The sequence below is a fragment of the Lactobacillus sp. ESL0259 genome (assembly GCF_003693045.1).
GTDB classification, from domain to species: Bacteria; Bacillota; Bacilli; order Lactobacillales; family Lactobacillaceae; genus Lactobacillus; species Lactobacillus melliventris.
The window spans coordinates 80,273-106,712 of the sequence record NZ_REHP01000001.1 but is presented as its reverse complement, the minus strand read 5'-3'; the positions used below and the strand labels follow the sequence as shown (position 1 = coordinate 106,712).

General features: G+C 38.1%; 24 protein-coding genes. 10 read left to right on the top strand and 14 right to left on the bottom strand.

The window, feature by feature from the left end:
• The first annotated feature begins 607 nt into the window (after positions 1-607).
• Entirely contained in the window at positions 608-1,732 is a 1,125-nt protein-coding gene (locus tag F5ESL0259_RS00495) for a serine hydrolase domain-containing protein (RefSeq protein ID WP_370448789.1), read from the top strand.
• Positions 1,733-1,839: 107 nt separating this feature from the next.
• Here F5ESL0259_RS00495 and F5ESL0259_RS00490 read toward each other — a convergent pair whose 3' ends face one another.
• The 4 genes from F5ESL0259_RS00490 to F5ESL0259_RS00475 form a co-directional block, all read right to left on the bottom strand.
• On the bottom strand, positions 1,840-3,693 hold the full coding sequence (locus F5ESL0259_RS00490; RefSeq protein ID WP_122037111.1) for a MucBP domain-containing protein: 1,854 nt from the start codon (positions 3,691-3,693) through the stop codon (positions 1,840-1,842).
• A 228-nt stretch (positions 3,694-3,921) separates the two neighbouring features.
• Positions 3,922-4,173, bottom strand: a complete 252-nt coding sequence (locus tag F5ESL0259_RS00485) for a hypothetical protein (protein WP_046324090.1) — start codon at positions 4,171-4,173, stop codon at positions 3,922-3,924.
• 196 nt (positions 4,174-4,369) lie between these two features.
• Positions 4,370-7,210, bottom strand: a complete 2,841-nt coding sequence (locus F5ESL0259_RS00480) for a DUF3427 domain-containing protein (RefSeq protein ID WP_122037110.1) — start codon at positions 7,208-7,210, stop codon at positions 4,370-4,372.
• Positions 7,211-7,327: 117 nt separating this feature from the next.
• Positions 7,328-8,155: an exodeoxyribonuclease III gene (locus tag F5ESL0259_RS00475; RefSeq protein ID WP_122037109.1), complete on the bottom strand. Its 828-nt coding sequence runs from the start codon at positions 8,153-8,155 to the stop codon at positions 7,328-7,330.
• Positions 8,156-8,480: 325 nt separating this feature from the next.
• Between F5ESL0259_RS00475 and F5ESL0259_RS00470 the strand changes: the two genes are divergently transcribed.
• Positions 8,481-9,491 (top strand): D-2-hydroxyacid dehydrogenase, encoded by a 1,011-nt coding sequence (locus tag F5ESL0259_RS00470; RefSeq protein WP_122037108.1) that lies wholly within the window; start codon positions 8,481-8,483, stop codon positions 9,489-9,491.
• Positions 9,492-9,590: 99 nt separating this feature from the next.
• Here F5ESL0259_RS00470 and F5ESL0259_RS00465 read toward each other — a convergent pair whose 3' ends face one another.
• From F5ESL0259_RS00465 to F5ESL0259_RS00455, 3 genes are all read right to left on the bottom strand, one after another.
• Positions 9,591-10,358: a pyrroline-5-carboxylate reductase gene (locus F5ESL0259_RS00465; RefSeq protein ID WP_122037107.1), complete on the bottom strand. Its 768-nt coding sequence runs from the start codon at positions 10,356-10,358 to the stop codon at positions 9,591-9,593.
• A gap of 14 nt (positions 10,359-10,372) precedes the next feature.
• Positions 10,373-11,236 carry an aldo/keto reductase gene (locus tag F5ESL0259_RS00460; protein WP_122037106.1) on the bottom strand — a complete coding sequence of 288 codons (864 nt, stop codon included), beginning with the start codon at positions 11,234-11,236 and terminating at the stop codon, positions 10,373-10,375.
• A 63-nt stretch (positions 11,237-11,299) separates the two neighbouring features.
• A complete protein-coding gene (locus F5ESL0259_RS00455) occupies positions 11,300-12,010 on the bottom strand; it encodes a YjjG family noncanonical pyrimidine nucleotidase (protein WP_122037105.1) in 711 nt (236 codons plus the stop codon).
• A gap of 637 nt (positions 12,011-12,647) precedes the next feature.
• On the opposite strand from F5ESL0259_RS00455, the gene nrdJ reads away from it, so the two are divergent.
• The 5 genes from nrdJ to F5ESL0259_RS00425 all read left to right on the top strand — a co-directional run bounded on the left by nrdJ (position 12,648) and on the right by F5ESL0259_RS00425 (position 16,828).
• Positions 12,648-14,882, top strand: coding sequence for a ribonucleoside-triphosphate reductase, adenosylcobalamin-dependent (nrdJ, locus tag F5ESL0259_RS00445; RefSeq protein ID WP_122037103.1), 2,235 nt, complete (start codon positions 12,648-12,650; stop codon positions 14,880-14,882).
• Between the two features lie 23 nt (positions 14,883-14,905).
• Entirely contained in the window at positions 14,906-15,292 is a 387-nt protein-coding gene (locus tag F5ESL0259_RS00440; RefSeq protein WP_122037102.1) for a DUF4430 domain-containing protein, read from the top strand.
• Between the two features lie 79 nt (positions 15,293-15,371).
• Positions 15,372-15,764: a DUF4430 domain-containing protein gene (locus F5ESL0259_RS00435; RefSeq protein ID WP_122037101.1), complete on the top strand. Its 393-nt coding sequence runs from the start codon at positions 15,372-15,374 to the stop codon at positions 15,762-15,764.
• 6 nt (positions 15,765-15,770) lie between these two features.
• Positions 15,771-16,289: an ECF transporter S component gene (locus tag F5ESL0259_RS00430; RefSeq protein WP_046324079.1), complete on the top strand. Its 519-nt coding sequence runs from the start codon at positions 15,771-15,773 to the stop codon at positions 16,287-16,289.
• Positions 16,286-16,828 carry a cob(I)yrinic acid a,c-diamide adenosyltransferase gene (locus tag F5ESL0259_RS00425; RefSeq protein ID WP_122037100.1) on the top strand — a complete coding sequence of 181 codons (543 nt, stop codon included), beginning with the start codon at positions 16,286-16,288 and terminating at the stop codon, positions 16,826-16,828. Before F5ESL0259_RS00430 ends, F5ESL0259_RS00425 begins: the two co-directional genes overlap by 4 nt.
• 76 nt (positions 16,829-16,904) lie before the next feature.
• Here the strand turns inward: F5ESL0259_RS00425 and F5ESL0259_RS00420 are convergent, their stop codons facing one another.
• Positions 16,905-17,768 (bottom strand): NAD(P)-dependent oxidoreductase, encoded by an 864-nt coding sequence (locus tag F5ESL0259_RS00420; protein WP_122037099.1) that lies wholly within the window; start codon positions 17,766-17,768, stop codon positions 16,905-16,907.
• A 682-nt stretch (positions 17,769-18,450) separates the two neighbouring features.
• Between F5ESL0259_RS00420 and F5ESL0259_RS00415 the strand changes: the two genes are divergently transcribed.
• Entirely contained in the window at positions 18,451-20,196 is a 1,746-nt protein-coding gene (locus tag F5ESL0259_RS00415; RefSeq protein ID WP_122037098.1) for a 1-deoxy-D-xylulose-5-phosphate synthase, read from the top strand.
• A 35-nt stretch (positions 20,197-20,231) separates the two neighbouring features.
• Positions 20,232-21,098, top strand: a complete 867-nt coding sequence (locus F5ESL0259_RS00410) for an alpha/beta hydrolase (protein WP_122037097.1) — start codon at positions 20,232-20,234, stop codon at positions 21,096-21,098.
• Between the two features lie 5 nt (positions 21,099-21,103).
• Here the strand turns inward: F5ESL0259_RS00410 and F5ESL0259_RS00405 are convergent, their stop codons facing one another.
• Entirely contained in the window at positions 21,104-21,457 is a 354-nt protein-coding gene (locus tag F5ESL0259_RS00405; protein ID WP_046324075.1) for a MerR family transcriptional regulator, read from the bottom strand.
• A 292-nt stretch (positions 21,458-21,749) separates the two neighbouring features.
• Here F5ESL0259_RS00405 and F5ESL0259_RS00400 point away from each other — a divergent pair, with 292 nt between their 5' ends.
• Positions 21,750-22,628, top strand: coding sequence for a LysR family transcriptional regulator (locus F5ESL0259_RS00400; RefSeq protein ID WP_122037096.1), 879 nt, complete (start codon positions 21,750-21,752; stop codon positions 22,626-22,628).
• Between the two features lie 80 nt (positions 22,629-22,708).
• Here the strand turns inward: F5ESL0259_RS00400 and F5ESL0259_RS00395 are convergent, their stop codons facing one another.
• The 5 genes from F5ESL0259_RS00395 to F5ESL0259_RS08945 all read right to left on the bottom strand — a co-directional run bounded on the left by F5ESL0259_RS00395 (position 22,709) and on the right by F5ESL0259_RS08945 (position 26,388).
• The gene (locus tag F5ESL0259_RS00395; RefSeq protein ID WP_198202190.1) at positions 22,709-23,488 is read right to left on the bottom strand and encodes an ABC-2 family transporter protein; all 780 of its coding nucleotides are present in this window, start codon (positions 23,486-23,488) and stop codon (positions 22,709-22,711) included.
• Complete coding sequence (locus F5ESL0259_RS00390) at positions 23,488-24,258, bottom strand: ABC-2 family transporter protein (RefSeq protein WP_122037094.1); 771 nt, start codon at positions 24,256-24,258, stop codon at positions 23,488-23,490. Before F5ESL0259_RS00390 ends, F5ESL0259_RS00395 begins: the two co-directional genes overlap by 1 nt.
• Entirely contained in the window at positions 24,255-25,202 is a 948-nt protein-coding gene (locus F5ESL0259_RS00385; RefSeq protein WP_122037093.1) for an ATP-binding cassette domain-containing protein, read from the bottom strand. The genes F5ESL0259_RS00390 and F5ESL0259_RS00385 overlap by 4 nt, the downstream gene beginning before the upstream one ends.
• A 134-nt stretch (positions 25,203-25,336) precedes the next feature.
• Complete coding sequence (locus tag F5ESL0259_RS00380) at positions 25,337-26,230, bottom strand: EamA family transporter (protein WP_122037092.1); 894 nt, start codon at positions 26,228-26,230, stop codon at positions 25,337-25,339.
• Positions 26,227-26,388, bottom strand: coding sequence for a hypothetical protein (locus F5ESL0259_RS08945; protein WP_158595973.1), 162 nt, complete (start codon positions 26,386-26,388; stop codon positions 26,227-26,229). Before F5ESL0259_RS08945 ends, F5ESL0259_RS00380 begins: the two co-directional genes overlap by 4 nt.
• Between the last annotated feature and the right edge of the window lie 52 nt (positions 26,389-26,440).

The window sequence follows — 26,440 nt, the reverse complement described above, 5'->3', positions numbered from 1 at the left end:
TCGTTCCAAGATTCGCATCTCGGATTTATTTGCTTGCGAAATTGACTTCGCTCTTTTGTTTTGGGTTCTTTAAACCCGCACATTTTTGCGAAAACATTGTTCAGTTTTCAAGGTACTACCTGCTGCTAAAGCAGCTTTTTTATTTTGCCAGATTCAAGCGTTTTTGTCAAGCACTTTTTTCTGACTTGTTTTGCCGTCTTACCGGACAGCGTTTATTATCTTACTAAAACAATTGACTTTTGTCAACTGCTTTTGCTTGATTTTTTTACGCCGTCTTCGTGCTCGCGCCTTGCGGCTCATTGCCCGACGACAGTTATTAATACTAGCAAGTATTTTTCTTTTTTGCAAGTCTTTTTTGCATTTTTTTGAAATAAAAATATTTCTTCATTATATTTGAATTATTTTTGCTCAATTAGCCTAGCTTCGCCGTAATCTAGTTAGAATTGCCCCACAATTTCCTTGAAATATTTGTCTCATCTCTTCTTTATTTGTCACAATTTCGTATCTTAAAACTAGCAAACGTTATCTAAACTTAATCCTTTCGTATAACCTAATTAATTTAAAAGTTTTATAATACAACTATCTTTTTAAGGAGATTAAAACTATTTTGAAACATAAAATCATTACACTAGCCACATCCTTAGTTATGGCCGTGACACCCCTAGCCGCTGTTTCTACTACACAAGTCAAAGCAGCACCAAGCAGCACGCAGACAGAAATGTATAATTTTGTCAGAAATACTTTGCAAAAACATCATGTTCGCGGCATTGTTACCGTTGTTAAAAACGGTGTACCACAGACAATTAGCTATGGTTATGCTTGGTATGGCAAGCGTATCGGCAACGGCAATAGCCAAGTCGTCTATCCGACAGCTTCTTTGCAAAAAGTAATAACTGCGGCCATGGTAGTCCAGTTAATTAACGAAACCAAGGGCACTAATAATTCCTTCACCCAATACACCAAAATATCTCGCTGGTACCCTAACCTCAAAAATGCGGATAATATTACTGTAGGCAATCTGTTAACTCATACCTCCGGTATTATGGCGACTAAAACCGAAGTAGACAGGGGCCGAAACTATTCGGAAGAAAAAGCAATTAACTGGGTAGTTAACAACATTAATTCTTCTCCATCCGACACAATAGGTAATTATCATTACAATAATAGTAATTATATTTTACTTACAGGCATTATCAGACAAATCACCGGTAGATCGTATGCGGATAATATCCAGAGCCGAATTATTGACAAGCTGAACTTGCAGAATACATATCTTTACCAAAACATTCCTAAGGGTAAAACAGACCCTATTTCATACTATTCAAATGGTGGTAAAAATTATCAAAAAGCCGCTTATCTTAAAAAGAGTTTAGTCTCACAGATTCCAGGTGCCGGCAATCTATTTACTACAACAGAAGAATATTACAAAATGCAAGTTGGTTTAACAGATGGCTCTATTCTTAATAAAAACGATTTTTATTATCTAACACACTTAAAAAGCAAAGTAGTTAATTATTCAGGCGGACTTTATTTATATAATAACGATAATATTAAAAACGCCTATGGGAGTTTTAAAGGGGTTCATTTTGGTACCTGGATGCAGCTAACTGCAGATAATCAAAACGGTATTGTGATGTTTTTAAATCAAACTGATGATAATGAAAACAACCAAAAAGATGTAGGCTACGAAATATTGCAGCGCATCAAGCCTAATACTTTTGTGGCGCGTTAATTTGATTTAGCTTAACTTCTAAAATCATTTAATTACGATGAATTCGGTTTAAAACAAATAAGAGTCAGGAGAATTTCCTAACTCTTATTTTTTACTTGTAATATTTATTAAAAGTTACTCTTTTTGACGTATTGGTTTTTCCCTACGATATAGTATAGCTTCCGGTGGATCTTAACGGCTGCGCCATAAGTTTTTATTCTTTGGCCCTTCTTTAATGCCTTTCGCTGCAGCTTTTTAGCCGTTTTACCGTAAACGTAGCTGTTGCGTCTTAGCTTGCGCTTAACGCCCGAAACATTAGTAGCCTTAACATAGTTATCCTGGCCTAAATCGTAATACTTCTTGCCCTGAATAACTTTAGTGCCATAGGTCCAAATAGTCTTGCCCATAAAGTATTCACCAGTTTTACGGCTGCCATTTTGGTCGTACAGGTAGGAATTATGAAAAACTGTTCTCCTCACTGCAGCTTGCCCTGTGACATTTTGCGAGTAAATATAGGTGACACTTTGCGGATTGGCCGTATAAAAACCAGTGGCATTCTTTGGTCTTTGGGTCAGCTTATAGCCAGCCAGAGCTACTTCTTGTGTAAGGTAGCCTTCACCAACATTACCGGTTAAAACCCGATCAGGTGCAAGCTGCTTGCCGGTTTCATCTTGATAGTGAACCGTAACGGAGCCACCCACAATTGGTTGCCTGCCAGCAGTACCGCCAGGGTTAACCGGGGCATTTTTAGCATAAACATAAGTGACTTCTTGGGGGTCGTCTGTAAAAGTACCTTTAGCATTTGCAGGAGTAGTTTTTACCACATAGCCAGCAATATTTTGGGGTATACTGCTATAGCCAGTACCAAATCTTCCATTTAAAGTCTGGTCTTGAGCTAGCGATTTACCATGTTCATCGCGATAATGAACTGTAACTTTTCCTACTCTAATATACGTATCTTGATCTCTGGTACCTAAGTAGTTCTCTGTTAATTCATAGGAAGACCAGTAGTTATTTCCCTGCGGCTCGTCTACCGAGCCGTTGCCTTTATTACGCCAGTGGCTATCTGTGTTAAGGTAGGTGTTCTTTAAAAAATTATTAGGTCCCAGAATTAAAATAGACAAATTAGATAGACCACTTAACACGCCAGTCTTGTTCGTTACTTGAGACATCTGGAAACTACTGATATTTAGAGTTTTCAAACTTGCACACTCGGCAAACATATCATACATATCAGTAACCTTTTCAGTATTGAAATTTTGCAGGTCTAAACTAGTTAAGCCTTTACAATTGACGAACATATTACGCATGCTAGTAACCCCAGCTGTGTTAAAGCTGCTCAAATCCAGGGATGTTAAATTCTCACACTGATTAAACATATCCTCCATATTAGTCACAGCAGAAGTATCGACTTGATTTAAGCCCTTAATTTCAGTTAGACCAGTAAGCCACTTAAATACTCCGTGAGCATCGCCAACGAGCTTCAATGGCTTTGTAATCTCAATTCTTTTAATAGATTGATAGTCACCAAAAACGGATTGAATAGAAGGAGGGTTAGTAGCCGTACCACCAGGTATAATTAATAAACCTTTATCCGGAAGCCAAATTAGATCAGTTCCGCCCCATCCGACTATCATAACAGGGCCTGTAATGTTTTTAGTTGAATTGCCCACAGTTGATAAGTCTTTAGAAACTTGAGTTTTACTAGTTAAAGAAGTTTGCGGTTGCGTGACATTGTTATCGCTAGGTTCAGGAGTAGTATTATTATCAGTATCAGGACTAGTAACTGAAGCTGTAGTCCTATTACTATTTGATAAAGAACTATTTTTATTTACTTGCTTTTTAGCAGCAACAGAATTGATCAAAGTATCAGCTTTAACCATATCCGGAGACATGATAATTAAACCCAAGGTAGCAGCAACCACACTAGTAAGTATTAATTTGCCACTATGGTGGGACTCAAATTTATAATTTCTTGTCATAATATAAACCTTTCATATAATAATAAACAACATGATAAGAATAACACTAAAAAACAAAAAATAAAAGTGTAATTTGTATACGCGTAATATTATTTTTAAACCAAAACGCTGTTAATAATTTAACCATAATAAAACCCCGAAATTGAAACAATTTCGGGGTTTATAGTCACAAGGTAATTTATCAACTTTTTACTTTATGTTTAAGTTTTTAATATTTAAAAGTTAAAATTATTTTTCACGTTTCTTTTTGATTTTGTCATACAGATACATCGTATCAGAGATAGCGAAATAGACAAGTGTAATAAAAAATGCAACTGTAGCAATTTTAAGAGCCAAACTAAAATTAGTTAATGCTGTCCACATTAAAAAGACTACATATAGAGCCGCAATTGGTAAAACAACTCGATTAATTCGATGTTCTTGACGCATAGCATGGATTGCTTTATTTTGATCTGCATCTTTAAGGTTACGTTCTGCCATTTTGTTACCTCCTTTTTATGGCCTACTTATTTAAATTTTATAGTATTTTAACATAATATTTGTAAAATAGCTAATTTTATTAATATTTATTTAATATTTTTTATTTATCTTATCAAGCAAAAATTCTATAATGGCGACTCTTGAAACGTTACAGCTAACACAAAAAGTCTAAGAAAATTAATTCTTAGACTTTTTCTTATTCATCAAATAATAACTCATACATTTTTGTACTCAATGGTTTTTCTAATAATAAATTCATCCCTACCACTGCTTTTTTCTTCGGCCCCAACAATTCTTCTTTGACCGTGTCTTTTTGAATATCAACCTGTCCTAAATAGTAAAACTGCTTGCCAATCGCATCACTCTTCTTAACAAAAAGCAACAGCTTCATTTGCGGCGTATTAAGCAATCTCTGCACCTCATCTGATTCTAGATGACGTGGCGATCTCGTATACCAGCGTAAACAGCGGCCGTCTTCTAGCGTATTATGGTATAAAGCATTGCGCTTTTTAGCCGAGTCTTTTTGATAAGTGACAAAAATAGGAGTTTCATGTTCGTCCACACGGTAGCCATACATTGGTGCAGAAACATCTAAAGGCCAATTGAGCAACCGACAAGCATCTTTACGATCGTATTGCTCGTAAAGCGTGAATTGCTTTTGATTATCATATTTTTGATTCATTGCCAAACCTGTTTTAATCACATCAACAAACAATTTTTTAAAAGTATTATTTTGCAAAAGAGACTGCATTAATTGCGGTGCTAATGCATAATCCAGTAAATCAGCTTTAACCACAAGCGGCTGACCGCCATACTGTTCTTTTTTGGTTGTCTTGCCCTGCTTAATGTCAAAAAAGCTTAACGAAAGAATATCTTCAACTGAAATTAACACTTTTTCATTAACATAAGCACCATAATCATGCAGTTTTTTCTCAAATTCTTCCTGACTAACCTGCTCTTTTTCTAAAAGTAGCTTTAAAAGCAGCAGTTCATGTGGCCTTTTACCATTCAATAATTCTTTAGTAACAAAAGATAAAACCGCACTTTCATAGCCATTCAATTTTACAGGCTCACCCATCTTGGCCAGAAACTCGCCATAGTGTCCAAGACTATGATTGTTGGCAAAGACTATTGGTGAAGTTGAGCCATAACGGTAAAAATCAAATAGCAGGGGCGGACGCCCTATTTTTTCAGCTAATTCTTGGTAAGATTGCCGCAATTCCTTAATGCTGTCCAATTTAATCTTATCCAGCGAAGCCAAAATTTTGGCAGAAGCAATTTGGCTAAAGTTAATTGTTGAAACATCAATAAAACTCGGAAGCACACTTTCTTCACGTGCCTTATCCTGTGAACGACTGTCATCCTGATTCAAAGCAATCGGAATTAAATAGTTATTTTTATAGTTACCAATAAAGTCAATGACCGTGACATAATCTTTGCCCGGATATTTACGTAAGCCCCTACCTAGCTGCTGGATAAAAACAATACTGGACTGAGTATTCCGCAACATAATTATCTGATTTAAAGCCGGAATATCAATGCCCTCATTAAAGAGATCAACGGTAATGATGTAATCAATTTTACCTTGTTCCAGCTGCCTGACCACTTGCAGTCTTCTTTTTTCACTGTCTTCATTGGTTAAGGCTACTGCCGGATGCTTGCGCTCTGAAAAAGCCTGTGCTAATTCGCGTGCTTCTTCTTGGCGGCTGCAAAAGACCAGTCCTTTAGCTTGAGAGCCACAGTAGCCGTAATAGTCCAGCTGTTTCAAAACATAGTCAACACGCTCTGGCGCCAGTAATCTGCGCAAGTTGGCGGTCTCATCAATGCTTGCACCAGCAACTTCATAGTCCGCAACTCCCACATAATGAAAAGGAGCCAGCATTTTTTCTTCTAACGCTTCCCGCAAGCGGATTTCATAAGCTAGATTATAATCAAACAATCTATAGACATCCTGATCGTCCATTCTTTCTGGCGTGGCAGTCATCCCCAGCCAAAACTGCGGCTTAAACTTGGCAAAAATGCGCTGATAACTTGGTGCAGCTGCTCTGTGGGCCTCATCAATCAAAATGTAATCAAAAGTTGTTGCACTCAGGCTGGCAAGGATATCCGGCTGACTTAAAGTCTGCACGGTGGCAAAAACATATTTGCGCTCAATCTGGTGCTTATGTCCGGTTAACAAGCCATAATCAGTTGGATTGCCGCCAATTACCTGGTAAAAACTTTTTAAAGCTTTTTTGGCAATTTGTTCACGATGGACTACATAAAGAAACTTGCGCGGTTTAAAATCTTTAACCGCAAAAGCCCCCAAATACGTTTTCCCAGTTCCAGTTGCCGAAACTACCAGGCCGCGTTTTTGCCCACCATCAACTAGTCCCTTTAGTTCATGCAGTGCCTCCTGCTGCATCTTATTTGGCACAATTTTAGCTGCTTCATTAACATGAACCTGGGAATGCGGTTGTGGCTTTACCCAATTTTGTTCGTATTCTCTTATCCAGCTTGCGGATAATGGCGTGCTCGTCTTTTTTAATTCATGCAGCTGTTTAGCAATTTGTGTTGTCAGTGTCGCATTATTCTTCGAACTAATTTTCAAAGCCCACTCATAATTACTTAAAAGTGCCGCACGGGTAAAATTAGCACTGCCAATAACCAAAGTTTGCCAGTCATCATGGTCAAAGAGATAACCCTTAGCATGAAAACCTGCTTGCGGCGTAATCTTTACCGTTAAGTTGCTAATCTTCATTAATTCACGGAAAACTTTGGGGTTGTTAAATCCTAGATAGTCGCCTGTAATTAACGTACCCGTAACGTTTCTTTTAGCCAAATCGGCCATGACTACTTTAAAGGGGACAAGCATGTCCTGTGTCACAAAAGCCACTGCCCAGGTAAAAGTATTGCAACTGAGCAGCTCTTGCCGCAAAGTCAGCCAAATGTTCTCCTGCTTATTATTTTGCAGGAGCTTTGGTCCTAATACTTCATGTCCCGGATAACTGGAATCATACAGACCATTAAGAATGGCGTCTTGCAAGGGCTCATTCATACTCATCACCTCAAAATTATTTTACACAAAAGAAAAAGAAACCCAACCTGATGTGACCCTTAATTTGTCCTAATTTTAGGGATCACATCAACCCTTTGGCTCTCTTTTGATAGCTATTTATAAGTCTATTTCTAATAAAATTGGGCAATGATCGGCGCGCGCTCCTGTGTCCATCATTTCAGAACGCTTGACCTTGTCAGCAACTCTATTGCTTGTCAGCCAGTAATCAATTCTCCAGCCTGAGTTATTAGCTTTGGCAGTTCTTACCCTTTGAGCCCACCAAGAATAGACCCCTTCAACGTTGCCGTGAAGTTTTCTAAAAGTATCCGTAAAACCGGCTTTAAGCATTTTGGTAAAATCTGCCCGTTCTTCATCAGTAAAGCCGGCAGAATGATGGTTAGTATCAGGGTGCTTCAGGTCGATTTCATGGTGCGCACAATTGTAATCACCACTAGCTAAGACCGGTTTTTCCTGATCTAATTGCTGCAAATATGCGATGTATTTTTCATCCCACACTTGCCGGTCATCTAGGCGCTTAAGGCCATTGCCAGAATTGGGGGTATATACTTGCGTGACAAAATACTCAGGAAACTCTAAAGTAATGATTCTGCCTTCGTGATCCATTGGCTCCGGCGCTCCAATAATAGGATAAGTTACTTTAGGCTTAAGTTCTTTTTTATATAAAAACATAGTTCCAGCGTAACCTTTACGAGCCGGTTCTTCAGATGAACGCCAGACTATATCATATTCAGGGAACTCTTTAGTTAATATTTCCCAATGTTTTTTAGTAGGACCCGTGGAGCGTAATTTTGTTTCTTGAATGGCAACAATATCTGCATTTTGGTCATGTATTTTTTCTAAAACCTTACGTGTCTCCACTGCACGTGAGGAGGTTCCGGTCAAAGCAGCATTTAGTGAGTCGATATTCCACGAAATTAAGATCATATTCTTCTCCTTATTATTCATTTCTTTCATTATATAGTTTTTTCATGGGGACTCAAAATTTCAGTAATTTTACCAGTACTATTTTGACATAAAATTTTATAAGATTTGCTCAAAAATGCTGTTATTTTTTTCACGACCTCGGCAAAAAAATTCGTAATTTTTTTAATATTGCTTAATCCCTTGATACACAATATTGTAAGCGATTACTACTGCGGCGCGGTTTTTGCAAAAATTTATTTTTCACAATTTTATATTTTTAAATCATTTTAAGCAAGTGTATAATAGCACAAGAGATAACAATAATAATCTTTGGAGGTTAGATTTTATGACTAAAATTTATGCTTATGCCATTCGTAAAGATGAGGAACCATATGTACATGAATGGAAGGAAGCTCACAAGGATGTTGAGGTTGATTACACTGACCAACTTCTTACCCCTGAAACAACTGAATTAGCTAAAGGTGCTGATGGTGTCGTAACTTACCAGCAACTCGATTATAAAGCTGATACAATTGAAGCTTTGGATAAATTAGGTATTCATAACTGGTCAATCCGTAACGTTGGTATTGACAATATCGACCTAAAGAAGGCTAAAGAATTAGGCTTCAAGATCACTAATGTTCCTGTTTATTCACCAGATGCCATTGCTGAACATGCTGCCATTCAGGCTGCCAGAGTTTTACGTCAAGATAAGGCAATGGATGAAAAAATCGCTAAGCATGATCTTCGCTGGGCACCTACAATCGGTCGTGAAGTACGTGACCAAACAGTTGGTGTCGTTGGTACTGGTCATATTGGTCAAGTATTCATGAGAATTATGGAGGGCTTTGGTGCTAAAGTTATTGCCTACGATATTTTCAAGAACCCAGAATTGGAAAAGAAGGGCTACTACGTTGACGACTTAGATGAGCTTTACGCTAAGGCTGACGTTATTTCACTTCACGTTCCTGATACTCCAGAAAATGTTCACATGATTAACGATGATTCAATCAAGAAGATGAAGGACGGCGTTGTGATCGTCAACGTTTCTCGTGGACCATTAGTTGATACAGATGCAGTTGTTCGCGGTCTTGATTCAGGCAAGATTTTTGGCTTCGTAATGGATACTTACGAAAACGAAGTTGGTATTTTCAACAGTGACTTTAGTGGCAAAGAATTTCCTGACAAGCGTCTGGCTGACTTAATCGCACGGCCAAATGTTTTGGTTACACCACACACAGCCTTCTACACTACTCACGCTGTACGCAACATGGTCGTTAAGGCCTTTGACAACAACTTGAAATTAATTAAGGGTGAAAAAGCTGATACTCCAGTTGATTTAGATAAAGAGTTTTAATTTCTAAACTTATTTCCCTTCTTAAATACACTTTTAACATTTCAAATAATACAAAAAGACACCAGATAAAAATTATCTGATGTCTTTTTTAGGCTTAATTTAATTAGCAGAAGCATTTACTGCTTGAATTAATGCGTTTCTAAAGCCCATTTCTTCCAGTTTGGTGACGCCCCTAATAGTTGAACCACCTGGCGTAGTGACTTCATCTTTTAATTCTTCAGGCAGCTTTTTACTAGCTAATGCCAATTTGCTGGTACCCAAAAGCATTTGGTTAATTATCTGGTATGATTCTGCCCGCTTAACACCGTTTTGCACAGCGGCATCACTAAGAGCTGCAACCAGCAAATCAACGTAAGCAGGTGTGCACCCGGCTATCGTACCATAGATACCCAGTAAGTTTTCGGGTACGACATATACTGTTCCCATTTGTGTAAAAATCTTTTTCACAGCAGCGATTATTTCCGGCTTTTCATCTGGCAGAAAAGTAATAACAGTAATGCCAGCTCCAACTTGAACCGGTGTATTAGGTACAACCTTGGCAAAGGTAGAGGCTTGCGGAAGATTTTCATTAATCTGAGTCAGGTCACCGCCACCAGTTGACAGAATTATACCTTGATATTTTTGGCCTAAATTTTTGATGATGGTTGCAGTAATTGGGCCGCCCACTGCAACTACCACCGCTTGGCAGTCCTTAAAGTCATCATAATCATTAATCAAGGTTAAGCGAAGCTCAGCTGCAAGTTTTTGCGCTGTGTGATGCTGTCCACCATCAAAAACATAGATGTCTTCACTGGGATTTTTAGCATTTAACAAGCCCTTAATAATTGCGGCGCCAATCTTACCAGCCCCAATAAAGCCAATTTTCATCACTTATTCACCTTTTAAAAATCCGTTTGATCTGGATCGTTTGCTAACTTACCTGCTCCATGCAGTCCATCAAGTTTAGCCATATCCTCCTCGGTTATAGTAAAGTCAAAGACTTGTAAGTTGGATTCAAGACGCTCGCGGTGAACCGATTTTGGTAATGGAACAAAACCGTGTTGCAATGACCAGCGTAACAGGACTTGCGCTGGACTTTTATCATAGTGTTGGGCTACAGAAACTACTGTCTCGTTGGCAAATAAATCTCCTCTGCCCAGTGGTGAGTATGCCTCACTCAGAATACCCAGTTCTTTGTTATAAGCTGTTACGTCTTCCTCCATATCACTAGGATTCAAGTAAATTTGATTGACGGCCGGACGAATTTTGGCAGTTTTCAGTAATTCAGCCAAATGCTTGCGTCTAAAGTTAGAGACCCCAATTGCACGAATTTTTCCTGCCTGCACTGCCTCTTCCATTGCCTGCCAGCTCTCTGCATTTAATTCAGCCCAATGGTCACGCACAGGAGCCGGGTTAGGCCAATGGATTAGATACAAATCAAGATAATCCAAGTCTAATTTGGTCAAGCTTTCGTCAATGGCAGCTTTAGTTTTTTGATAGCCGTGGTGGTCATTCCACAACTTAGTGGTCACAAATAAGTCATGTCTGTTAACTCCACTTAGTTTGATTCCCCGACCAATACTTTCTTCGTTACCATATGCGGCAGCAGTATCAATTAACCGGTAGCCAATGTCCAGTGCATCTTCAACGGTTTTTTGGGCAACTTCACCGTCAGGAGTTTGCCAGGTTCCCAGTCCGATAACCGGTATTTTGACGCCATTATTTAGTTCATAAGTATCATTTAAAGAATGAATTTTGCTAGTCATAATTTTTCACCTCTCCCATCATTATACCGGATTGAACTATACTTCTACAGTAAAAGATAGCAATTATTGCGGTTGTTTTTGGAAGTCGCTTTTAAGTAAAGCCACAAATTCAGGATAGGTAGTTACTTCGTATAACGGATGCAAGTTCATCGTATTTTTCCGTTTCCGGTGGTTATACCAAATACTGTCAAAGCCATATTTTTCTGCACCTAGTATGTCTGACTGCAAACCGTCACCAAAGAAAACTGTTTGTTCCGGGCCGATTTTAGTATGAGCAAAAAAGTAATCAAAGATACGGGCATCAGGTTTAGCAAATCCTGCTTCTTCTGATGTCACAATCAACGAAAAATAATTAGCGATTCCGGCTAATTGTAGCCGATGTCTTTGCATATAGGCTTCGCCATTACTCAAAATAGTCAATGCATAATTTTGTTTTTTGGCATAGCGTAAAGTATCAACTACACCCGGGAGCAGTTTATGTGCTTCGCCAAAATAAGAGCGGTATTCGTTCATTACTGCTAAGCCGTCAATTTCAATCCCGAATTTAGCTTTAATAAAATTGGCAAAAGCTATTTTACTCAGCTGCTCATAGTCGATCTTGCCCTGCTCAAGCTCACGCCACAGACCTTGATTATATGCATGATAGTCCCGCTGCAGCTCATCAGTTAACGGCCATTGATGCGCTTTAAAAAGACTCTGCAGAGCAAAACTCTCTGTAGCAGCAAAGTCAATTAAGGTATCATCAACATCAAAAATTATTTGTTTATAACGCAAGCATGTTCTTCCTCTCCAACTATTCCTCAGAATATAACACGTATTCACTAAAAATTAGTGTGGAGATTTATTATAACAATATTTCACAGATAAAGAACAAAATTAACTATTTTTAAATTTTGGGTTGCATTGCTTCTGCTATTTCACAAAATCGGCTATAATATCTTTTAATTTTAGCAAAAGGGGTGATTGGGCATGTTTACACTATTATTGGTTTTGTTTCTCATTTGGCTTTTTATCAAAATGGGTCTTGGCTTTTTTAAAATTCTATTTTTCCTTCTGACCTGTGCTCTGACCTTCTTTTTCTTTGTTCAATTACTGCTTCCGGTAGCTGTTTTTCTGGGAGTCATTTTTCTCATATTTGCCCTAGTTAGACGCTAGTTTATCTCCAAAATTAAACATATATTCAAGCATAATAAGTATCACTTTTAACTTATTATGCTTTTTTATATTTGCGAATGCTATATGATTTTTTATTAACCTCGATAACTTACTCGCACATCACGTTGTGACTTTTACTTGTGTTTGAGACTAAATTTTTCTCTATCAAATACAAGATATTGTGGTATAGTTCTAGTGGACACCATAGATAATGTATCTGTGGAACAATAATTAATTTTAAGGAGTGACTTTGAATATGAAAAATACGAGCATAACGTTGGATCAGGGCTACATTGATCAAGTGAAACAAAATGTCACCCCCCATTGGGGAGAACTTGGCTGGGTTACTTATAAACGAACCTATGCCAGATGGCTTCCGGAAAAAAATCGTTCCGAAAATTGGGACGAAACGGTTAAACGTGTAATTGAGGGCAACATTAACCTTGATCCTCGTCTCAAAGGCACTCCTTCAAAAGAAGTAGTCGCTGAACTAACAAACGAAGCCAAGGATTTATTTAAACTAGTGTACGGTTTAGGAGCAACGCCTTCTGGACGTAATCTGTGGGTTTCCGGCACCGACTACCAAAAGCGCAATGGTGACTCGTTAAATAATTGCTGGTTTATTGCTATTCGGCCGCAAAAATACGGTGATAGCCATATAGTTCCCGACTATTTAGGTCAAACGCAAGAAGCAGTTTCAATGCCTTTCTCATTTCTTTTTGACGAATCAATGAAAGGTGGCGGCGTTGGCTTTTCTGTTGTCCAAGACAATATTAAAAAGATTCCTACAGTTGATAATAAAATTGATTTAACGGTTGTAATTGATAAAAACAGTGCTTCATACGCTGATTCAGTTAAACTTGGTGCAACGGATAAAGATGAGTGGGCCAAGCAAAGCAAGGACAAATCAGATTACGTTTATTACAATTTGCCTGATACTCGCGAAGGTTGGGTTTTAGCTAATGCCCGTTTAATCGACATGCACTTCAATCAAACTAATCCCGAGAATAAGACCAAGCTGGTACTTGACATCAGCAGAATTCGTCCTTACGGAGCTAAAATTCACGGCTTTGGCGGTACCGCTTCTGGTCCTATGCCCTTAGTGGAAATGTTTTTCGATATTAACAACATTATTAACAACCGGGCTGACGGCAACTTAACTTCTGTTGATTGTACGGATATCTGCAACCTGATTGGTAAAACAGTCGTTGCTGGTAATGTAAGAAGGTCAGCGGAACTAGCTTTAGGTACAAGCACCGACCAAGACTTTATCACTATGAAACAAGATAAAGACAAACTTTACCACCACCGTTGGGCCTCAAACAACAGTGTAGCCATTGATTCTAACTTTGATGAATATGAACTAATCGCAAACGGTATTAGAGAAAATGGTGAACCGGGAATAGTTAACCTGGATTTATCTCGTAATTATGGCCGGATCATTGACGGTTATCAAAAAGATATTGACGGTGATGTTGAGGGTACTAACCCTTGTGGAGAAATTTCCTTGGGTAATGGTGAACCATGCAACCTGTTTGAAGTATTCCCGTATATTGCCGAACAAGAAAACTGGGATTTAAAAGATGTTTTCAGATTGGCAACTCGCTTTGCTAAACGAGTAACCTTTAGTAGCTACGACTGGGAAATATCCCGCAATATCATTTCCAAGAACCGGAGAATTGGTGTTTCAATGTCAGGCATTCAGGACTGGCTCTTAAATGACCTGGGTCACCGCGTTGTTACCGGCTTTGAAGACAGCGTTGATGAAGAAACCGGTGAAAAGATTAAGAAGCCAATTTACGATCCTCAGGGAATTAAAATGGTCACTTCCGCTTACCAGGCAGTCATTGATGCTGATAAGGAATACAGCAAGACCTTAAACTGCAACGAGTCGATTAAACATACTACTGTTAAGCCTTCAGGTACTGTCGCCAAATTAGCTGGAGCTTCTGAAGGGATGCACTTCCACTATGCCGGTTACCTCATTCAACGGATTCGCTTCCAAGCTTCAGATCCACTGCTTAAAGCGCTCGATGCCTGTGGTTACTACTCAGAACCAGATATCTACTCACCAAACACAACTTGTGTCGAATTCCCATTGCGTGCAGCTCACGCCGACAGCAAGAACTTTGCCTCGGCTGGCACGGTTTCAATTGAAGAACAATTTGCAACACAAGCCTTTTTGCAAACTTACTGGTCAGATAACGCAGTCAGTTGTACGGTTACCTTCCAAAGCGATGAAGGGGACAAGATTACACCACTGTTTAAACAATACCGGCATGTGATTAAGTCAACTTCTTTATTGCCATATTATGGTGGCTCACTGAAACAAGCGCCAAAAGAACCTATTGACAAAGAAAAATATGAAGAAAGAAAAGCTGAGATCACCGGTGATGTTGCTCAAGTATTCGCCGAGCAAAACGATGATCAAAAAGATTTGGAGTTAGTCGATCAAACCGACTGTGAATCTGGTGCATGTCCTGTTAAATAAATTAAGTAGGCGAAATTTTAGTCATGAAAAAAAGTAAATTACCAGTAATTGCCAGCGTCGCCGCTATTTTTGCCTTTAGCCTATCTGGTTGTCAGAACAACCAGACAAAGCCAAAACCTAAGACAAATAATAATATTGCCGTTAGCTATGTTTTAGCTGCTAAAAATGATACTGAAAAAAAGACAGTTAAAGTGCCGCAAAAATCTACTGTAATGACCGGCTTGAAAAAGGCGTGGAAAGTTGACAGTAACAACGGCTTTATCACAGCAATTGACGGTAAAAAGCAAAATGCTAAAAAGAAAATTTACTGGACTTACACTATTAATGGCAAATATGCTACAAAGGGTGCTAACCAGCAAAAAGTCGCAAATAAAGACAAAGTCAAGTTTACTTTAGCCAAAATGAAGTAAAACTATTGGCCGTGCAAGTAACTAAGTACGAACTATTTTAGTGCTTGCACAAAAATATTAATAGATTGGGAGTTTATATATGAAAAGAAGCAAATTATCAGTTTTGACCGGAATAGCCACCATTTTTACCTTTACCTTTGCAGGCTATGAAACAACTCAAAATGTCCAACAGGTTGATGCCAGCAGTAAGATCAAAGTTACTTACACTCTAAAAGTACATAATAAGACCTACAAGAAGAAGACTATTAAATTGCCAAAGCATTCAACTGTAATGCGTGGTTTAAGAAAATGCTGGAAAATAAAGAGTGACCATGGACTTATTACTTCAATAGCTGGTAAGAGCCAAAATCCAAGTAAAAAAATCTATTGGACTTACAAAATAAATGGTAAGTTCGCTCAAAAAGGGGCCGCAATCCAAAAATTGGCAAATAAAGATAAGGTTAAGTTTACTTTAGCAAAAGTTAATTTCTAATTTGTTATGGCACGTAATTCAACTAAGAAATTAGCATTACTAGCGATTTTAACAGCCATGTGCGTAGCGCTGAGAATTTTTAAAATAATTCCTGTGCCTAATGTCCAGCCGGTAACCGATATTTTAATGATTGTAACGTTGAATATCGGCTTCGGCTTTGGCTTTGCCTTAGCTCTTTTAACCATGGTGGTCTCCAACATTTACTTAGGCTTTGGCATTTGGACTGTGGCGCAAGTTTTAGCCTTTGGCGGCTGCGTCTTAACCGTTGCTTTGCTGGATAAATTCACACCATTGAAAAAGCATTTTACTTTGCAACTAATTCTCGCCGTTTTTCTCGGTTGGGAATATGGTTGTTTTGTCGACTTTGGTATGTCTATTTTCGGCGGCTTTAACGCATTCTTGGCCTACTGGGCTGGTAGTTTAGTCTTTGATACCTACCACGCCATTGGTAATTTGGTATTCTACCCGATTCTCTACAAGCCATTGAATATTGCACTTGATCATTACAAACGGAGGCTTTTATGACGATTAAAATTTATACTAAGGTAGGCGATCAAGGCTTTACCAAACAGGTTACCGGTAAAATGGTTCCTAAATATGACCTGCAAATTGTTGCTGTCGGTGATATTGATGAACTTGATTCATACCTCGGTGTCGTAATTGCCAATTTGTCTGCTAAATGCCAAGAATTGCATGATCCTATCCAAAACTTACAGCGGGACTTATATGAACTAGAAAGCGATATTGTTGTCAAAAGGCACGAAGAGATTACACCTGAAACAGTAACCAAGCTAGAAAAGGAAATCGACGAACTTAATAAGAAAATACCCCAAACAACCCATTTCATTTTGCCTGGCGGTTCGATTACGGCAACTCATTTACATTATGCTCGGACAGTTGCCAGACGTGCTGAACGTTCCATGGTTAAATTAAACGCCGAAGAGCAAAAGTTAGCTCCTGCTTGTTTAAAGTATATCAACCGTTTATCAGATTACCTTTTCATTCTAGCGCGCTATGCCAACGTACTGGATGGCGTTCCTGAAGTCAAAAGTAAAATCAAATAAGTTTATTAGCATTTAAAAAAGTGAAGTAGTTCCAACCAAGAATTACTCCACTTTTTCTTTATCTTAAATTAGTATTTTACTGCCACCAGAGTTTAATTAAACCTTGTGTGCCCAAATCACCTAAGTGCTTTTCATCAACAAGTATCTCATATAACTTCTTAGCTTCTGCAGTAGCTGGCAAGTCAATTTTCATTTCTTTTGCTGTCTCTAAAGCAATGCGCAAGTCTTTCAAAAAATGCTTACTGAAAAAGCCTGGGGTATAGTCACCTTTTAAAACTCTCGGACCGTAGTTACTTAAACTCCAGTTAGCAGCACTACCAGCACCAACAGTTTTAAGGACGGCTTCAAGATCAAGGCCGGCCTTTTTGGCATAAACCAGCATTTCTGTCATGCCAGTCATAGTGCCTGCAATCATGATCTGGTTAGCCATTTTAGTATTCTGTCCCGCACCAGCTGGTCCAAAATAGTGAACTTGCTTGCCGAAATCCTTAAAAATAGGTTCCAAGTTTTGGTATGCGGACTCATCACCACCAACCATGATGGTCAGTGTACCGTTTTTTGCTCCGAGGTCACCGCCTGAAACGGGAGCATCAAGGACTTTTGCTCCTTGTTTTTCACCCGCAGTGAAAATCTTTTGCGCTAAAGCCGGCTTGGAAGTGGTCATGTCTACCAGATTTTTGCCCTTAACTTCAGCTTGTAAAATACCGTTATCGCCGAAATAAACTTGCTCAACATCAGTTGGAAAACCAACAATCGTGAAAATGGTATCAGTTTGTTCAACTACAGCTTTAGGATTTTCACACCAAGTAGCACCTTTTGCAACCAGATTATCGGTCTTACTCTTAGTACGGTTATAGACCCACAGTTTGTGACCAGCTTTTAATAAGTTAAGGCAAATTGCGTTACCCATTACGCCAGTGCCAATAAAACCTATTTTCATAATCAACATCTCCCTTATTAAAACGTTTTCTGAACAATTTAATCATACCACTAACTTATCTTTAATAAGCAGGTATTTAGATTTTCACTAATAAATATTTTGGCCTGGGTACCATATTCCAGCATCCCTAATAAAGTAAAATTCTTGATGGCCCACTTGCACTTAGATATGCACTCTGATTTATGCACAAAATGATATTTGATCATATTTTCCAACAATACTAATACAGTTTGATAAAAAACAGTTTAAGCCTCATTTTAATGCTTTAGCAGCTTTAACAAAATGCCGCGCTTCCTTATAAGCCTGTTGTTCAATGCAGATCATTAAGAGATTGTAAATTACTCTTAATAATTCTTCTTGCTGGCGCAGCCTTGAAGCGCCCTTTAACTTTTCAACTATTTTTTACCTATTAGCAAATTGCTTTTCAAGTCATAAATCAGGATTAAATCAATTGCAAACACATCTGTAATTATAGTTTAAACGGTGCCATATCATTTTTAACTAAAAAATTAGTTTACTATTTGACTTAACCTTAACTTTAAGTACTACAATTTTGATAATTATAAAATTTATCCTGCTGATCATAGCAATTTATATAAATGTCAGCTCGCCACCATAATAAAGTATTTTATAATTATAATTAATAAATATGAAACAAATTAGTGCAGGGAGGCACTTTTATATGAACAAACATGAAGATTTCTTATTAAACCAAATTGCCGGACCCCAGGATCTTAAAAAATTAAGCATCCCTGAAATGGAACAGTTAGCTCAGGAAATCAGAACATTAATCTTAGAAAAAGATGCGGCTGAAGGCGGGCATCTTGGTCCCGACTTAGGAATTGTGGAGGCCACAATTGCCTACCATTATGTCTTTAATGCACCCAAAGACAAAATTATTTGGGACGTTTCGCACCAAACATATCCCCATAAAATGTTAACTGGACGGGCACAGGCCTGGCTTGATCCCGACCACTATGAAGATGTCACTCCGTATTCTAATCCGGACGAAAGTCCTTATGATTACTATTCAATCGGCCATACTTCAACCTCTATTGCGCTAGCAACAGGTATGGCTAAGGCCCGCGATTTAATGGGCAAGCATGAAAACATCATGGCTTTAATTGGTGATGGTTCGATGACTGGCGGACTGGCCTTTGAAGGCTTAAACAATGCCGCAATTGAAAAGTACAACTTGGTAGTTGTAGTTAATGATAATCAATGGTCAATTGATGAAAATGTTGGCGGCTTAGTGACTGCTCTAAAGAAATTACGTGATTCAAACGGCCAGACTGCCGAAAATCCGTTTACAGCTATGGGCTTTGATTACCGCTATGTCGCAGACGGTAATAACCTGACTGATATGATTGCCGCTTTTAAGGCAGTTAAAGATGTTGATCATCCCATTTTATTACACATTAATACGTTGAAGGGCAAGGGCTATGAGCCCGCAGTTTCTGATGAAGAAGCTCATCACTGGGTATCACCGTTTAATTTACAAAATGATCAACCACTTGCTCCAGAAAGTCAGGAGCCTACCCCTAATTCAGTGGCGCTTGACGTGATTAAAGATGAGATTAAAGCAGGAAAAAGCGTCATGGCGATTGATGCAGCCATTCCGGGTGTCTTTGACCTGGAAGAGTTTAAAAAAGAATTTCCCGATCATTACACGGACGTGGGCATTGCTGAACAAGAGTCTGTTGCTTTTGCCACGGGGTTTGCCAAAGAAGGTGGGATTCCAGTTCTAATGGAAAATTCTACTTTCTTACAGCGTGCTTTTGACCAACTGTCTCACGATACGGCTGCCAACGACCTGCCCGTTGTAATGTTAGTAGCTGGTGGCAGAATCTCTAATCAATCTAAGACGCACTTGGGAATCTTTGACCAAGTAATGATTTCTAACTTGCCTAACTGGATTTATCTGGCTCCTACTACACTAGAAGAAGAAAAAGCAATGATCAAGTGGGCTATTAGCCAAAGAAAGCACCCCGTTGCTATTAAAATGCCGGCTAATGTGCCTGATGCAGACGAACAAACAATAGCGACTGATTATTCAGAAATTAAGTATCGGGTTAAACCAGGTAAAGATGTGGCAGTTTTAGCGTTGGGAGATTTTTATCAATTAGGTAAAGACGTGGCAACTAAATTAGGAGCTAGCCTAGTTAATCCAGTCTCTGCCAATATTTTGGACAAACAAGCCTTAGACGAATTAGCTGCTAATCATCAAGTAATTGTTACGCTTGAGGATAATTCGTTAGATGGCGGCTTTGGGCAAAAAATGGCTTCTTATCTGGGCAAAGAAAAAGTTAAGGTGCTCAATTACGGCCAAAAGCGCGTTTATACCGATCAAACTCCAGTTAAAGAAATTTACCAGCAAAATCATTTAACTACTGAGCAAATTGTGGCGGATGTACAGCAGCTTTTATAATTGCAAACTATGGCTGCAGTAGGAGCTGATTAATAATGACTAAAAAACATAAAACTATCATAGCAGGCACATTGCTATTAGTGTTATTGCTACTTGCGGTTTACATCTTCAAAAACAACTACCAAAAAGAAAATGGTGCCAGCATTCGCATCGATACGCCAACACTTTTTGTACATGGCTGGGGCAGCAGTTACCACGCCGAAGAAAGTATGGTCGCTTATGCCCAAAAACAGCATGCTACTAATTCTGTCATACGCGCTGATGTTAGTCCTGCCGGTAAAGTTACTTTACTAGGGACAATTAAAAAACGGGCCAAGAACCCGATAGTTGAAGTTAATCTTCAAAATAATAAGAGCATTTTTGCTGGAACGAATAATCAAATTGCTGCCATGAACAAAAGCAGCAATTATATTAAAGATGTAATCATTGCACTGCAAAAAAAATACCGTTTTAACCGCATTAATTTAGTAGGTCACTCTATGGGTAATTTACAGATTGCCTATTACTTACGCAATAATGCCACTAATGCGCACATGCCTCAACTAAATAAACAGGTTTCGATTGCTGGTCATTATAATGGCTATGTTGGGGAACAAGGAGCACCAAATAAAACCGTCTTAAATCGGGCTGGCAAACCCAGACAGATGAGCACGGGGTACCGCGCACTTTTAAATTTAAGAAAAAAATTTCCTCAAAAAGCTGCAGTTTTAAATATCTATGGTGATATGGGGTCTGGCAGTGATGGTGATGTCACCGTTAACTCTGCCCGTTCTTACCGTTACTTAGTCAGTAAACGCGCCCGTTCATATCAAGAAAAAGAAATCAGAGGTCCTCGCGCCCAACATAGTAAATTACATGAAAACACACAAGTTGACCGTTTGCTAGTTAACTTTCTCTGGTAATTAGCTTACTGTATTTTACCTTGATCATATAAACTTATTTTGTTTTTTAACCGCGCAATGGTAACTTGAATATTTTGGTCTTGCTTTTCTAGCCTATGCAATTCTTTGACTAAAATTTGCCGTCTGGGTTTCTTAGTATCACTGCCCTGCTGCATCAATTTAGTATATTCCAGCAAATCATTTACCGGAATTTTCACTTGACGCATGCACTTAATAAAACTAATCCAAGTAAGATCTTTTTCTTCGTAGTTTCTGACACCATGTTCCTTCTTTATCGCAGGTATTAAGCCCATCTTTTCATAGTATCTGAGAGTTACAGGAGTCAAATCTACTTTTTCAGCCACTTCCGATATTTTCATTATTGTTCCTCTTTCTGATAGACCTAAACTTAGATCTAAGTTTAAGCATTAGCTAAAAAAATATTGAGTTAAACACAGCGATTGTTCTTGCTTGTTTTACCTAATATTGATTGAAAAGTAACCTATAGTTAATAGTTATAGGCGCTTTTTATCTTTCGATTTTACCGATTAGTTAAAATTTTAGTCATACTACTTTTTTATGTAAAATACTTTTTAAACATGACCTAGTATAACTCGTTTGCATTAAAGGGAATTTTTAGCGGCAAAAACTATTTAGCAAGGAGAAGATAATATGGAACTAAGAGTTTTAAATTACTTTGTAGCCGTGGCCCAAGAAGGCAATATGACCCGTGCTGCCAGAAAGCTGCTTATCTCCCAGCCAGCTTTATCAAGACAAATTGCTGAACTGGAAGCTGAACTTGGAGTTAAATTGTTTAGCCGTAAGTCGCGGCATTTAGCTTTAACTCCAGCAGGTCATTATTTACTTGAACAGGCACAAGAAATTTTAGATTTAACTGCTAAAACCAAAAGAAACTTGACAAAAGCTTCTTTTATTAGTGGCGATTTAACCATCGCTGCGGGAGAAAGCCTCGGGATGCAGCGGGTCATGAATGTGGTCAGCGCAATTATTAAAGAGCATCCTTCTGTTAAAATTCACTTATTAAGTGGCGACTACAGTTATGCTGAACGCAAGTTAGACAACGGGACGGTTGACTTTGCAGTCATTATCGGGAACGTTCCTTTAGCTAATTACGCCTCTTTAACTTTACCCGAAAGAGATACTTGGGGAATTTTAATGCCTGCTAATGATCCTTTAGCGCAAAAAGCAGTGATCAAACCAAGAGATTTACAAGGACGCTCTTTATTAAATTCACAGCAAGCGCAAAAAATGCACCTTTTTCAAAACTGGCTAGGAAATTATTATGATTCAGTCAATTTTATTGGCAGTTATAATTTAAATTTTAACGGTACTTTGATGGTTAAGAATCATGCCGCATTAATGCTTACTCTAGATAAATTAGCTGATACTTCGAAAAATTCGGGCATTACGTTTAGAAAATTGCAGCCAGAGCTGCAGCAAGCTATCAGGGTAGTTTGGAAACGTGAAGTTAATTTATCACCAGTCGCAGAATTATTTTTAAAATTATTGCAGGAATCAATTTTTGAGTAATAGGATTTAATGCAATAAAAGAAAAAGAGTTTAAGAGACTTAAAAAGCCCTGTAGCCATAAGCTACAGAGCTTTTTAGTGTTAACTGCCAGTACTTTGGTATTTTTGTAAAAACACTCGCCATAACTGATAAATTAGGATAAAAAAGAATACACAGGCGCCAGGAATTAGTAAAAGCCAGACCCACTCATGTTTAACTGCAATTTTTTCTTGTGGAATTGAAGCAACCCAGCCGATTGGCAAGATAAAGGTCATAATTAGCCTTAAAGCCGACGAATAGATCGCTAACGGGTATTTACTCATGTCAAAAAAGTCAAATGTTGTTTCTGCCAAGTTGGCTAAACCATTAGAAAGTAGTGCAACGATATTACCTAATACAGCTAGTCCTAAGAAGATGAGAGAAGTAAAAAGCGAGATAAAAATAAACATGACCGTGATATACCATGGATTATGTAACTGAATATCCACAATTATCAACAATAAAAGCGCAACAATTAAATCGCCCCACGCATCTTCATCCACACGTTCATTAACAAGCTGAAATAAAGGATTGACTGGTTTAATTAAGATTGTATCTAAGCGCCCGTCATGAATATAATCAGAAATGTTGAGTGCATTGATAAAAAAGCAGCGAAAAATAGCAAAAGCTAGAGTTGCCAAGGCATAAGTTAAAAGCAGCTGTGCAAAACTATAGCCTTTAATGCGGGGCACAATATTAAAAATAAATCTTAAAGCGAGGATATTAAGCAAGTTTTGAATGATCATCCCTGCTAGCGCAAAATAAAAGTCCAGGTCATAAACAGCAAGTGATTTTAAATTTACTTTTAAATAAGTAGCTAACAATTTTAAATATCTCATTATTACCCTCCTTGAATCACAGTTGAAACAACGGAGCGCTTAAACAAGAATTTAAAAAGCACGTTGAACAGGATAATGTAGAAAAGCTGGATCAAAACTACTTGAATAAATAAACTCCACGATGGCTTTTGCGCCAGCATTCCTACTGCACCAAATGAATATTGAAATGGCAAATAAGCGGCCAAATTTTTGATCACTGCCGGATAAAAATTGGTCGGAAAAATATTGCCAGCTAATACCAATAGTATTGCTTCTTTAAAAGTGGAGATGCCCCAAATACTATAAGTATAAAAAGAAAATGTCCCTAAAAGCAGTTCCAGTTCAAAATACAATAAATACGCCAAAGTGGTTGTTACTAAGACCATTAAAATTGTGCTCACTGCAATTTGAAAATTCAGAATCCATAAACAAACTAATAAATCCACTGTACCAATCACTGCAAATTTGACAACTGAATAGCCAATGCTTTCCCACAGTAGCTGCGTTGCAAATGCTACTGGTTTTAACAGGTCAAGTGCAATATCACCAGAACGAACTTTATCATTCACATCGTAGCTGGTTTTAGGAAAAAGCACGGTCAAAAGCTGCATTAATACCAAATAACTAATTGTTTGTTTAAATTCACCGTTTGGCTTGCCAGTTAGAACAGCTTGCCACAAAAAATACTGTACGGTAAGCGAAATTAAAGATGAAAACAGCCAGAAAATCAAAGCATATTTTGAGGCTAGACCTTTTTTTATTCCTATTTTAATGAGCATTAGCCTATATTTCATTGCTGCACCTCCTGCTGTTTGAGGTGCGCCAATAAATATGCCAATTTATTGCTCTTAACTTCAATATTGGCAACTGGGATGCGGGCAGTAATTGTACTTAACACTTCTTTCAGATTTTCTTGCTTAATGCCTGCAATCTGGTATGAGCCGTTTTCAAGCTGCATCATGTTGGGCCATTGCTTTATTAAAGTGGCGCTCAATTTATCCGCACTAGTAAAAGTGACCGTTGTGGGCACATCTAATTCTGCTAGTTGTAGACTACTTTGATCTAATACCAACTGACCTTTATTCAAAATTAAAATGCGTGAGCATATTTTGGCTACTTCATCGAGATCGTGCGAAGTGAAAATGATCGTTTTATCAGTTAATTTTTGTAAAAATTGCGTGATGCTATTTTTTGTCAGAACGTCAAGTCCAATTGTGGGTTCATCTAAAATAAGCAGTTCAGGATCGTGAATAAGAGCTGCAATAAATTCAGCTTTCATCCTTTGACCCAAACTAAGGGTGCGCACCGGTTGCGTTAAAAACTCGGTAGCCTGCAACAGCCGTGCTAACTTTGTTACCCGTTTGGTAAAAATATCCTCCGGTACTTGATATATTTCACGGTTGAGTTTGAAGGTGTCTATTGCGGGCAAGTCCCAGCGTAATTGGCTTCTTTGCCCGAATACTACTCCTATTTTAGCCGCATTTTTTTGTCTGTTATTAAGCGGATCTCTACCAAAAGTCTTGATACTGCCGCCATCAGGCTGCAAAATACCTAAAATCATTTTGATCAAGGTTGACTTGCCGGAACCATTTAACCCCACTAAGCCAACATGATCTCCTTGATGAATCTCTAGAGAAACATTTTTTACTGCGTCAAAAATGCGATATTCTTTGTGAAACAGCTTAGCTGCTTTCACCTTACGATACCGTTTCGCCAGGTTCTTGGTTTCAATTATCATTAATTATTCCCCAATACTTAATTCAGAGTGCAGATTTCTTCCCCAATATAGAAACCAACACTCACCTTGAACCGGCGTTTCCAAATCATAGCGCCATTATAGCGCTTAATTTTTATTTTTCCAAACTCTTGCAGTTACTTTGAAAATAAAGCCAAGATAAAAATGGCCACAATTACCAAGATATCTGCAAATTTCATCTTCTCTTTGAGGAAAATATCGCCAAAGATGACGCTGTATAAAGAGGTCATATTTAAAAAGATCCAGGCAATGCTTGAGTTTGGTGAAGACGTTGCCAAAGTATAAGTTACTTGCGCTAAAAGAGTCAAAACCGCCCGAGAACCATAAATCAGATAAACCTTACCTTTAAGATTTTCAGCGCTGATCTTGAGAGTTCTGTTTTTATAAATAAAAGTAATTAAGGTAATTAAGCAGCGCACATAAATTGTCATGATAGTAAAAAAGACCAGATCAATCGGTTTGATTAGGCCTTTAGTTAATAACGGCGAAAGTGCAGCTTGAATAATCAATAAGGGCGCAATCACAGCGAAGGTGGTCAATAAAGTTTTTAAATTTAAATTATTGTGGCGCTGCTCGAAAACAATATAAATAACCACGATTACAGTGGAAATAATAGAAACTAAATATGAAGATTTGCTAAAGTAACCCATAGTCAGCAAGATAGCCCAAGGAATAAAAAGATCGGTCACTTTACTCAAAAGCACAGACTGCATAATTGAAACTTTTTTGAACACATAACTATAGCCATAAGCGACGACCTGAGCCAAAAAAGCATATAAAAGGACTTTAATAATATAGTTGTTGGTTATTCTGGGACTGGGAAAACTGTGCAGGACGTAAATTAGAAAGAAAGTTACTAAAACCGAACTACAAATATTATTTAAGAAGTTCACATCAATTGAACTTTGCTTCCGATACCCCATTTGGTAACGGTCAATAACTGATATTATTCCCCTGAAAAATGAAGAAATAGTGGCAAAAATAATCAACCAAATATTACTGATAATCATGGTTCCTCCATATAACAAACATAGTCTAAAACTATTACTAATATTTTGGTCTTTGCAGCCACAATTAAAAAGTCAGAGAAATAGTTATTACCAGTAACTATGAGTTGTTCCGTTACTAAAATCCAGCCATTGGACATACAAAGTTTAAATGTACTCATACGATATCCGCTAAAGACTAATCATAAAAATACAGTATTTAACTTAAATATT